The organism is Bacteroides sp. OF04-15BH (assembly GCF_003477995.1).
Classification (GTDB): domain Bacteria; phylum Bacteroidota; class Bacteroidia; order Bacteroidales; family Bacteroidaceae; genus Paraprevotella.
On record NZ_QUEM01000035.1, the window covers coordinates 21,604 to 31,433 of the forward strand.

Genomic DNA, 9,830 nt, shown 5'->3' on the forward strand with positions numbered 1-9,830 from the left:
CATTGCCGGGGCCTTCAATATTTTGAAGTTGTCTTTTTCGTTACGGGGCCGTTATTCCAGTCCGTGCATCATTTTTTTCAGAATGCCCGTCAGGCAGAACAGAATTACCGCCGCTACGGCACTCATGATGGCAAAGAGCATGAAGAAGTCAAACAGATCGGCCACATGATAGCCCAGCAAGTGCTTGTCCACTCCTTCCTCAGGATAATAGCTGCTCAGCATGCCGGCAAATTTGTTGGCCGCTGCCGTACTCATGTACCACACACCCATCATCAGTGAGGAGAAACGTGCCGGAGAGAGTTTGTTTACCATAGACAGACCGATGGGGGAGAGACAGATTTCGCCCATGGTGTGCAGCATATACAGACTGGTGAGCCACAACATGCTGACTTTGACATTCGGGTCCAGATCCTTCACTCCGAAAGCGATGACCACATAACCCACAGCCAGCAGCAACAGACCGATGGCCTGTTTCATGGGCGACGACGGTTCCAGACCGCGCTTGTCCAATGCGCCCCACAGAGCGGTGAAGAGCGGGGTGAGGCACACCAGCATTACCGGGTTGAATGACTGGAAATAAGAAGCCGGCATTTCCCAGCTGCCCAGATGGCGGTCGGTCTGCTCGTCGGCAAAGAAGGTAAGCGAAGCGCCTGCCTGCTCGTAGGCCGACCAGAAGAAGATCACGAAGAAGGCAATGATATAAATCACTCCGATGCGTGCTTGTTCGATGCGGGTGAGCGACTTGTCCGTGATGATAATCACCGGCACCACGATGCTGATGGCATAGATGGCCGTACCGATCAGGTCAGCGCCCTCGAAGATGCGGTTCCAGTCGTGCAGATAGTTCCAGTTGATGGAGAAGAGCAGAAACAGCACGACGGCCGACAGAATGCCCAGAATGGTTTTACGGCTGGAACCCGATTTCGTCGGAGCGGCTGCAACTTGCTGTGTGCCGGTTCCTGTCTGCTGTGTGCCGGCCGTAGTCTGCTGCGCGTTGGCTTTGGCAGCCGGAACCGTTCCGATGGGTGCTCCTTCAGGAGTCACGATATATTTGTTCTTGAACGCACAGAAAAGTACCGTTCCCAGAATCATACCGACACAGGCCGAAAGGAATCCCCATTTGAAATCGTCCGGATTGCCCGTGTCGCCTACGAAGCCACACCACAGCGGCGCGATGAAGGAACCCACGTTCACACCCATATAGAAGATGGTGAAGGCCGAGTCCTTGCGGTGGTCTGTCGGTTCATACAGGTCGCCCACCATAGTCGAGATGTTCGGTTTGAAGAAACCGTTTCCCATAATCAGCGTGAAGAGTCCGAGGAACATGAGCGGCACCGACAGTCCGGTCTGCTGATGGAAGCACGCGCTCAGGAACATGAAGAACTGTCCCAGAGCCATGATCACGGCACCGAACACGATGGATTTCCGGTTGCCCCAGTAGCGGTCGGCAATGTATCCGCCGATCAGCGGGGTGAGGTAGACCAGTCCGGTGTAGCTGCCGTAGATTTCCGAAGCCAGTTCCTTGTTGAAGAGCAGCGCCTGCGTCATATACAGGATGAAGATGGCGCGCATGCCGTAATAGCTGAAGCGTTCCCACATTTCCGTGGCAAACAAAAGATAAAGTCCTTTAGGATGTTTTGCTGAAAAACTCATTTTTGTTCTGTTGTTTTTATGATCGTTTTGTTTTAAGTTTCGGTTCGGACAGATATAAACAAAAACGAGAAAGTGGCGTCTGCATGAGGCGCACCTTCTCGTTTGTTTCAGATACAATCTCTTGTATTATCTGATGAACAGAAGTTCTCTGTATTTCGGCAGTGGCCACAGCTCGTCGTCCACGATCAGTTCGAGCTTGTCCACATGATATCTGATTTCCTCCAGTTTCGGTGCCACGGTGTCGTGATAAGCGATTGCTTTCTCGCGCTCGCTCTCAATCTGGTTGGCCACCTTGCGGGCTTCGATCAGTTTCTCCACATTTTCGGTGATGAAGCTGGAGTGTGCGGCGATGTTACGGATCAGTTCCACGTTCTTGGCGCTCAGTCGGGCTGCCTCCTCTGCCGGGAAGATCTGCTGCATCTTGTGCACATTGTCAATCAGTGTGCTCTGGTAGCGGGTAGCCACCGGAATGATGTGGTTCATACACAGGTCGCCGAAGATGCGGGCCTCGATCTGAACCTTCTTGGTATAAGTTTCCCACTTGATTTCGTTACGTGCTTCCAGTTCCGAGCGGGTAAATACGTGTGCTTTTGCAAACATATCCACAGAACTCTGGTCCAGATAGCGGTCGAACACCAGCGGACAGCTGGATTCCACATCCAGTCCGCGGCGTGCAGCCTCCTCTTTCCACTCGTCGCTGTAACCGTTTCCGTCGAAGTGGATCGGCTTGCAGGTCTTGATGTCCTCGCGTACGATCTTCAGGATAGCCTTGGTCTTTTCCATACCGCCGGCAATCAGCGCGTCGACACGCTCCTTGAAGTTGATCAGCGCCTCGGCTACGGCAGAGTTCAGTGCAATCATTGCGCTGGCGCAGTTAGCCTCAGAACCTACGGCACGGAACTCGAAGCGGTTTCCGGTGAAGGCGAATGAAGAAGTACGGTTGCGGTCTGTATTATCGATCAGCAATTCCGGGATTTCCGGAATATCCAGTTTCATTTCATGCTTGCCGGCGATGGTAATCAGTTCGTCGTCGCTGGCGTTCTCCAGATGACTCAGGATTTCTGTCAGCTGGTCGCCGAGGAAAGAAGACACGATTACCGGAGGAGCCTCATGACCACCCAGACGGTGTGCGTTTGTGGCGCTCATGATGGAAGCCTTCAGCAGACCGTTGTGCTTGTAAACCGCCATCAGGGTTTCCACGATGAAGGTTACGAAGCGCAGGTTGTCCTGCGGGGTCTTGCCCGGTCCGTGCAGCAGCACACCGTTGTCGGTAGCCAGTGACCAGTTGTTGTGTTTTCCGGAACCGTTGATTCCGGCAAACGGTTTCTCATGCAGCAAGCAGCGGAATCCGTGTTTGCGGGCCACCTCTTTCATGAGCGACATGATGAGCATGTTATGGTCGATGGCCAGGTTACACTCCTCATAAATCGGAGCCAGCTCAAACTGGTTCGGAGCCACCTCGTTGTGGCGGGTCTTGCAAGGAATACCCAGCTCCAGCGCCTGAATCTCCAGGTCAGACATGAAGGCAGCCACACGGCTTGGGATAGAACCGAAATAGTGGTCGTCCATCTGCTGGTTCTTGGCCGAGTCGTGTCCCAGAAGCGTACGGCCGGTCATGAGCAGATCGGGGCGGGTGGCATACAAGCCTTCATCCACCAGGAAGTACTCCTGTTCCCAACCCAGGTTTACGATGACCTTCTTCACTTCCGGATCAAAATAGTGGCACACATCTGTGGCCGCCTTGCTCACTGCGTGGATGGCCTTTTTCAGCGGTGCCTTATAATCCAAAGACTCACCGGTGTAAGAGATGAAAACGGTAGGAATCATCAGCGTGTCACCGATGACAAACACCGGCGATGCATGATCCCATGCCGAGTAGCCGCGAGCTTCGAAAGTGGAACGGATACCACCGTTCGGGAAAGAAGACGCATCGGTTTCCTGCTGTACGAGCTGCTTTCCGGAGAATTCTTCGATCATTCCTCCCTTGCCGTCGTGCTCCACAAAAGCGTCATGCTTTTCGGCAGTACCTTCGGTCAGAGGCTGGAACCAGTGTGTGCAATGGGTTACTCCCAGTTCCATGGCCCATTTCTTCATACCTTCGGCCACCTGATCGGCTGTTTTCAGATCCAAAGAGGCACCGTTGTCCATCACGTCGCACATTTTCTGGTATGCCTCTGCCGACAGATACTTATACATTTTCTGACGTGTAAAGACATACTTCGCAAAAAATTCCGACGGACGCTCTTCGGGTTTGTTAAACGCCACGGCCTTTTTCTTAAAAGCCTCACCGACTACTTCAAATCTTAATGATGATGACATATAGTAATTCTGTTTTATTGGATTGTTGTTCCTAGTGTATAGTACTTCTTTTTCGCGTGCAAAGATAAGATTTCCTTATGAAAATCCCTTTTGTTTTTTCTATTTTGTTTTCAAAAAGTCTGTTTTCTCCTTTATTGAAAGCATATTTCTTGCTTTTTGCCCGAATAACTGTTGAAACGTACGGCAAATCCTGCTTTGTGGAGACAGAATGCTTTTTCGTTCTCAGTCAATGAAACGGCGGGTCAGATCGCCGAACTCGTCGATGCGGCGGTCGCGGAGGAACGGCCACCAGCGGCGCACGTTTTCCGATCTTTCCAGATCCACTTCCACCACCACATTTTCCTCCTGGTCCTTGGAGGCGCGGTACAGGAATTCGCCCTGCGGTCCGGCAATGAAGCTGCTGCCCCAGAAGGTGATTCCGTTGGTCTGGCCGGACGGGTCCGGCTCCCAGCCCACACGGTTCACGGCGATGACCGGCAGTCCGTTGGCCACGGCATGTCCGCGCTGCACGGTGGTCCATGCCTCGCGCTGTCTTTCCTGCTCCTCTACCGGGTCGCTGCTCTCATAGCCGATGGCTGTAGGATAGATAAGCAGTTCGGCACCCTGCAAAGCCATCAGGCGCGCTCCTTCGGGATACCACTGGTCCCAGCACACCTGCACGCCCAGTTTTCCCAGCGAAGTCTGAATCGGCTTGAAGCCCAGGTCACCCGGAGTGAAGTAGAACTTTTCGTAATAAGCCGGGTCATCAGGGATGTGCATCTTGCGGTATTTTCCGGCGATGCTTCCGTCGGTGTCGAACACCACAGCCGTGTTGTGATACAGTCCGGCCGCTCTTCTTTCAAACAGCGAGGTGACGAGCACAATGCCGAACTGCTTGGCCAGTTCGCCGAAGAAGGCGGTCGACGGGCCCGGTATCGGCTCGGCCAGATCGAACAGGTTCGTGTTCTCGGTCTGACAGAAATAAAGCGAGTTGTGCAGTTCCTGCAACACCACGAGCTGTGCTCCCTGCTTGTGTACGGATTCTATGTTTTTGGCCAGTTTCAGAAGGTTGTCTTTGGTATGCTCTGTATTGGCCTGTTGGATAATGCCTACTTTGATTTTTCTTGCCATAATGATTTGTTTATGAAATGATGATGGGATAGGGGGTTACAACACACCGGCCGGATATTGCATGGTGCAGCAGTGCAGCGATCCGTGCTGTTCGATGAGCACTCGGCAGTCGATGCCCACGATGCTGTGTTTCGGGAAAGCCTTCTGCAACTGCTTCAGGGCCAGTTCGTCCTTGCTCGGCTGATTATAGGTAGGCATCAGCACGGCATCGTTCAGGATCAGGAAGTTGGCGTAAGTGGCCGGCAGGCGTTGTCCGTCCTCGTCGAACGCCGCGTCCGCCATCGGCAGCGGCACCAGTTTGTAGGGCTCACCCTCCAGCGTGCGGAACTCCTTGAGCTGCTCTTCCATGCGGAACAGCTCCTCATAGTGCTCGTCGTCCTTGTCGGTGCACTGCACATAAGCGATGGTGTCGTTCGGGCAGAGGCGCGCCAGGGTGTCCACATGACTGTCCGTGTCGTCGCCCGCCAGATAACCGTGGTCCAGCCACAGCACCCGTTTGGCATGGAACGCCTGTTTCAGATACTCCTCGATTTCCTCGCGGCTCTTCGGCTCATTGCGGTTCGGTGCCAGCAGACAGGGAGAAGTGGTCAGGATGGTACCCTCGCCGTCGCTTTCGATGGCGCCTCCTTCGAGCACGAAGCCCAGATGGTTCCGGTAGTCGCCCCGCACCATCTTCGCGGCAAAGAGGCGGCGGTTGATCTGGTTGTCGTGGTTGGCGGCAAACTTCATGCCCCATCCGTTGAAGCGGAAGTCCAGCAGTTCGGCACCCTGTTCGCTCATACACGTGATGAAGCCGTGGTCGCGCGCCCACGTGTCGTTGGTGGGGCATTCCATCCAAAGGATATTTGGCAACACATTTGCCGGCAGTTTCTCGGAGAGCAGCTTCTCCACCGCCTCCTTTTCCGGAGTGACGATGAGTAGCTTCTCGCGGCTGGCAATCTCGTAGGCCATGCGCACATAGCACTCCGTCACCTGCGGCAACAGGTCGCACCAGTCGGTGTCCTTATGCGGCCAGGTGAGCTGCACACCGCTCTGCGGATACCATTCCGCCGGCAGAAACGGCCCCTCAGCCTTCGGTAACTTCACGACGTGTCCCTCTTCGAACTTCAGTTCCAGAGTGAGGTTATCTTTTTCCTGACTTCTGACATTGAATTGTAGTCCCATTCTATTATGCTTTGTTTTCTTTTGGTTTACGATCAAAAAACGGATTCTTGGACGCGGCTGCCACCGGGATGGCAATCACGTTGCGACAGTCTGCGGCGGGCCATCCCAACCGCTGGGCGGCGCTTCCGGCCGAGTACATCACCCGGGTGTCTACATGCAGGCGGGCTGCTGTGGCGCAGGCCGATCCCACGGCGATGCCCACATCAATGGAGTTGAAGGCACAAGGCGCGTCCGCACCCTTTTCCGCACAGGTGGGCGCTCCGCAATAGGCGCAGTTCAGTCCCAATGTCTGCTCGCGGGTGCCGATGAGCACCACCGCTTCCGCCTCGCGGATGTTTCCGGCGTCGCGCAGGAAGAACTTGAACCCGTTGCTCTCGTACATGGTTTCCATGGTGGAAGCCAGCAGTTCCAGTTCCTCTTTCGTGTCGCACAGACCTATTTCAATCAGATCCATGCCCTTGGCCTTGGGAGCGGTGCGGGCGGCCCGCATCATCTCTTTTGCCGCGCTTACGGCCAGTTCATGTCTGAGTTCTCTTTCATTCTTCATATTGTTGGAATTCTATTCGCAAAAACAAATGCAAAGATAGTGAAAAAGCTAAAAAGGATTTTCACTATCTCACACGAAAAATAAACTTTTTCCTAGAAAAAAATACCCTCTGCATTCAGGGATTTGATGATGGCCGCGCCGTGGAACGCCAACAGCATCAGGTAGAGCAGCAGACCGCAGGCAATGCCTATTTTGATCAGTCGGCCCGTGTCCTGACTCATGATGCGCGCTTCGGCAATTTTTCCCTCATGATAGAGGTCCTGAATGCGGTAGGCCCGGAGCAGTCCCACAATGCCGAAGGGCAGGCAGATGAATACGGTGATGAGCGATATGAGCCACCAGGTGCTGGGCATCGGCACGACTGTTCCCTCCAGTTCCCGGCAATGATCGGCACGGACCCACTCTTCGGAGTTTTCCGTGCGCACCAGAGCCGTGGGCAGGAGGGTGCGCGCCTTGAGTTCTTCTTTGCTGAAAGGTCCCTGAACCTTATTCTTTCGTTTGATATAATATTTCATAACCGTCCGATGTTTTGAAAGTCTATTATCAAAGATAATTGTTTCCCAAATAAAATACAACGAAAGGCGCAAAAAAATGTGAACGCTTGCCGGGGCATTATGACAGACGGTTCTGCTTATCCGCTTGCATTCTGCTGCCGTTTGGCCGGAATCCCTGACAGACACCTTTTTCAAACCGAGTGTTTTAGAAATCTTCCTGAATAAATATGCGGTATAATGGGCTAAGAAAACTGCATATATACGGGGTTTATACAAAAATGTTACGAAAATGCGGAGCGCTTACCGCGCTCCTTCGCCCCAAACAGCACGGTGGTTGCCGGAAATCACCACGGTGGTTTTCTGAATTGCCCGGGATGAAGTGCAAGAATCATCGTGATGCCTGCTTTTGAAGGCTGGAAAAGTAAAAGTTTTTGTCTTTCTTTTTCCGGATGAGGCGTGCGTGAGTGTGCGGGTTTTGTGCTTATCTGTTTGGTGTATAGTTTGTTGTGGGGATATTTGCTTGTTGAGAATCGTGTTTTTGAGAGTTTTGTGGGTTGGGGTGTGAGGAATGGAAGTTTCAGAGGGTGGTTTTGACAAAATGACAGAAGAGGGAGTTGGGGGAGGTAAGTAAAGTATATATTGGAAAACAATAATAATTCGCAATGGGAAATAGGACATTACTTTAATGAGTTCTGTCCTATTTCCTTGTAATATTACTTTCTTTTTACTTTACTTGTCACATGGGCTTTTATCCTGTATTTTTGTCATAATCGTATTAATGTTTATATTGATGATGGTAGAAAACGAATGGTGATCTCTATAATCTTATTGATTCTGAAAAGAAATATTTGACTTGTTATTACCATGTTATAATTTTGTCGACAATCTCTTGTTGTTCGGCACTACTACGTCTCAGATAAATTCGGGTAGTTTCTATGCTTTCATGCCCCATTAAATCTGCAAGCAAAGAAATATCGTTGAATTTTTCTAAGAAATTTTTGGCAAAGCGATGTCGGAATGAATGAGGGTAAACTACTTTCTCATTCAAGCCATATTTGATTGCATAGTTTTTTAATTGTTGCGCTATTCCTCTGGTAGTGATACGTTCACCGAAGCGATTAAGAAAAAGATACCCAGTAGCTCGATTGGCTATACCAAGCCATTCTGTGGCTTCTTTACGTAAGGTTTTCGGAATATAGATACGGCGTATTTTGCCACCTTTGGTGTAGATGTCAAAATAACCGATTTGAACGTGTTCCACCTTCATTTGTATTAATTCGCTAACTCTGGCTCCTGTGGCTGCAAGGAAACGAACTACGAAATACCACTCTTTGTTCTCCTCTTTTTTGAGTTTATTCTTGAAAAAAATATAGTCGGCATTGCTGATTACATTTTCCAGATAGCTACGCTGTTGTACCTTGACGGATTTTAATCTCAAACGAGATTTTCCTATGCTTTCAAGATACTTGTTTATTGCCTGAATACGAAGATTTACAGTTTTAGGCTTGAATTTTTCAATAAGGTAAGTTTTATACACAAGTAGGTTACGCTTATTCAGTTCTTTGTGTCGGGAATAGTATTCTCTTACGGTATAGAGATAAGCTGCAATCGTGTTCTCCGCCATATTTCCTTGATGGAGATACATTTCAAAATTTTCAATATTCATGTTTGATACATTATTAGTTAAACAATTCACTATCAATAATAATGTATACTATTTACAAATCAATAATTCCTATTATGAGAAGTTTCTTGCTACTGGGAAGGTGAAATGTATTGATGACGAGATTCCGTTTGAAATTCCCCAGGGGTGGGAATGGACGCGTATCGGTAATATTTTTAATCATACAAGTGGAAAACAGCAAAGTAGTAGCAACAAAAATGGCGGAACTCCACAGAAATTTATTACTACATCCAATCTTTACTGGGGGTATTTTGTCCTTGATAATGTAAAAGTTATGAATTTTACAGAGAAAGAGATAAAAACTAGTTCTGCTACTAAAGGCGATTTACTTGTTTGTGAAGGAGGAGCAGGTTACGGTCGTTCTGCGATTTGGAATTATGATTATGATATTTGTCTTCAAAATCATATTCATAGATTGAGACCGCTTGTTGATGGCACTTGTGAATATGTATATTATTTTATATATCTACAAAAGGAGAGTAATAATCTAGCTTCTGTAGGAACAGCTATGCCAGGACTTTCTGCCAATAGGTTGAAAAATTTACTGATACCACTACCGCCTATAGTAGAACAGAATAGAATTACAAATAAACTTAAAGAAGTATTTACTGTGGTCGAGAAATATGATAAGGTGCAAGAAGAACTAAACCTCTTAAACTCTTCGCTCAATGAAGTTATCAAAAAGAGCATTTTACAAGAGGCAATCCAAGGAAGGCTTGTATCACAAATTATAGAAGAAGGCACAGCGCAAGAATTGGTTGAACAGATACAGCTGGAGAAACAGAATCTTGTTAAAGAAGGCAAGCTTAAAAAGTCAGCTTTGACAGATTCCGTTATCTATAAAGGTGACGATAACAAG

The 9,830-nt window shown here is 49.6% G+C and carries 8 protein-coding genes; 1 reads left to right on the forward strand and 7 read right to left on the reverse strand.

Features of this window, described 5'->3' with window-relative positions; all coding sequences use genetic code 11:
• Positions 1–51 precede the first annotated feature (51 nt).
• From DXA74_RS13420 to DXA74_RS13450, 7 genes are all read right to left on the reverse strand, one after another.
• A complete protein-coding gene (locus DXA74_RS13420; RefSeq protein WP_118528415.1) occupies positions 52–1,653 on the reverse strand; it encodes a peptide MFS transporter in 1,602 nt (533 codons plus the stop codon).
• A 126-nt stretch (positions 1,654–1,779) separates the two neighbouring features.
• Positions 1,780–3,972, reverse strand: coding sequence for a glutamine synthetase III (locus DXA74_RS13425; protein ID WP_118528417.1), 2,193 nt, complete (start codon positions 3,970–3,972; stop codon positions 1,780–1,782).
• 222 nt (positions 3,973–4,194) lie between these two features.
• Positions 4,195–5,082 carry a carbon-nitrogen hydrolase gene (locus tag DXA74_RS13430; RefSeq protein WP_118528419.1) on the reverse strand — a complete coding sequence of 296 codons (888 nt, stop codon included), beginning with the start codon at positions 5,080–5,082 and terminating at the stop codon, positions 4,195–4,197.
• A gap of 36 nt (positions 5,083–5,118) precedes the next feature.
• Positions 5,119–6,246 carry an agmatine deiminase family protein gene (locus tag DXA74_RS13435; protein WP_118528421.1) on the reverse strand — a complete coding sequence of 376 codons (1,128 nt, stop codon included), beginning with the start codon at positions 6,244–6,246 and terminating at the stop codon, positions 5,119–5,121.
• A gap of 4 nt (positions 6,247–6,250) precedes the next feature.
• Positions 6,251–6,793, reverse strand: coding sequence for a ferredoxin domain-containing protein (locus DXA74_RS13440; RefSeq protein WP_118528423.1), 543 nt, complete (start codon positions 6,791–6,793; stop codon positions 6,251–6,253).
• Between the two features lie 92 nt (positions 6,794–6,885).
• Positions 6,886–7,308, reverse strand: a complete 423-nt coding sequence (locus DXA74_RS13445; RefSeq protein WP_118528425.1) for a CD225/dispanin family protein — start codon at positions 7,306–7,308, stop codon at positions 6,886–6,888.
• An 838-nt stretch (positions 7,309–8,146) separates the two neighbouring features.
• Entirely contained in the window at positions 8,147–8,953 is an 807-nt protein-coding gene (locus tag DXA74_RS13450) for a tyrosine-type recombinase/integrase (RefSeq protein WP_118528427.1), read from the reverse strand.
• On the opposite strand from DXA74_RS13450, the gene DXA74_RS16640 reads away from it, so the two are divergent.
• On the forward strand, positions 8,952–9,830 hold an 879-nt coding region (locus tag DXA74_RS16640), incomplete at its 3' end, for a restriction endonuclease subunit S (RefSeq protein WP_233550555.1). The genes DXA74_RS13450 and DXA74_RS16640 overlap by 2 nt on opposite strands.

Coding starts and splice junctions, on each gene's coding strand:
- DXA74_RS13445 (WP_118528425.1), bottom strand. CDS start 7,308: ATGAAATATTATATCAAACGAAAGAATAAGGTTCAGGGACCTTTCAGC.
- DXA74_RS13450 (WP_118528427.1), bottom strand. CDS start 8,953: ATGAATATTGAAAATTTTGAAATGTATCTCCATCAAGGAAATATGGCG.
- DXA74_RS13440 (WP_118528423.1), bottom strand. CDS start 6,793: ATGAAGAATGAAAGAGAACTCAGACATGAACTGGCCGTAAGCGCGGCA.
- DXA74_RS13420 (WP_118528415.1), bottom strand. CDS start 1,653: ATGAGTTTTTCAGCAAAACATCCTAAAGGACTTTATCTTTTGTTTGCC.
- DXA74_RS13425 (WP_118528417.1), bottom strand. CDS start 3,972: ATGTCATCATCATTAAGATTTGAAGTAGTCGGTGAGGCTTTTAAGAAA.
- DXA74_RS13430 (WP_118528419.1), bottom strand. CDS start 5,082: ATGGCAAGAAAAATCAAAGTAGGCATTATCCAACAGGCCAATACAGAG.
- DXA74_RS13435 (WP_118528421.1), bottom strand. CDS start 6,246: ATGGGACTACAATTCAATGTCAGAAGTCAGGAAAAAGATAACCTCACT.